1 protein-coding gene is annotated in these 672 nt (G+C 58.0%); it reads right to left on the bottom strand.

Features of this window, described 5'->3' with window-relative positions:
- Positions 1–13: 13 nt before the first annotated feature.
- On the bottom strand, positions 14–672 hold a 659-nt coding region (locus RZO55_RS17900), incomplete at its 5' end, for a hypothetical protein (RefSeq protein ID WP_318065627.1).

The raw sequence follows: 672 nt of genomic DNA, 5'->3' as shown, positions 1-672 counted from the left end.
GCTCCCGGACCCATCACAGCAGAAGCTGCACCTTCCGCTGCAGGGGTTTGTCGTAGTAGCGGCCCTTGGTCAGCTGTTCGATAAAGGGGCGCATCAGGTCCGCTTCGGTGGATACAAACCTTCCTTCGCCGCATCGTTCGATCCAGTTCTGCTGCAATTCGACAATGCGGAGATCCTGTTTCAGGGCCATTTTGAAAAAGGGAGCGATGACCAACCTCTTGATGCAATTGGGTACGATCCCCCGCTTGACGGTGATGATGGCATACACATCCTGGACGGCTTCGGAGACGGGACGGGCCACCGCCGTGATGAGCATGCTCAACCCCTTGCGGGACCGGTATTCGATCTGGGCGATCCCCGGCATATAAAAGCGGCCGTAGCTCGTCTGACGGTCCCGCTCCATCAACTGGGAAATCAGGCCGGCCTGCTTCGACTCCCCGCTGTATTCGATCTCCACGTGATCGCGGTGGGCGGTCAGTTTGGCGCTGACCTGCTGCCGGTTGGAATCGGTCCGGATGAGTCCGGCATGAACGAAGTGGGTGTGGGTCCCGTCCAGCAGGTTTTCGAAGGCATTGACCAGATTTCCCTGCACCTTCACTTTCCAGATGAAGGAATAGAGGGAAGGGTCCCGCAGGAAGGAGAGATCAAAGGGTTCCTCGAAACCACCGGCAA

Origin of the sequence: Clostridium boliviensis, assembly GCF_033342255.1 — a bacterium.
Lineage (GTDB): Bacteria > Bacillota > Clostridia > Lachnospirales > Lachnospiraceae > Lacrimispora > Lacrimispora boliviensis.
Note: the sequence above shows the minus strand (reverse complement) of the source record. Positions and strands in the feature narration are given on the sequence as shown.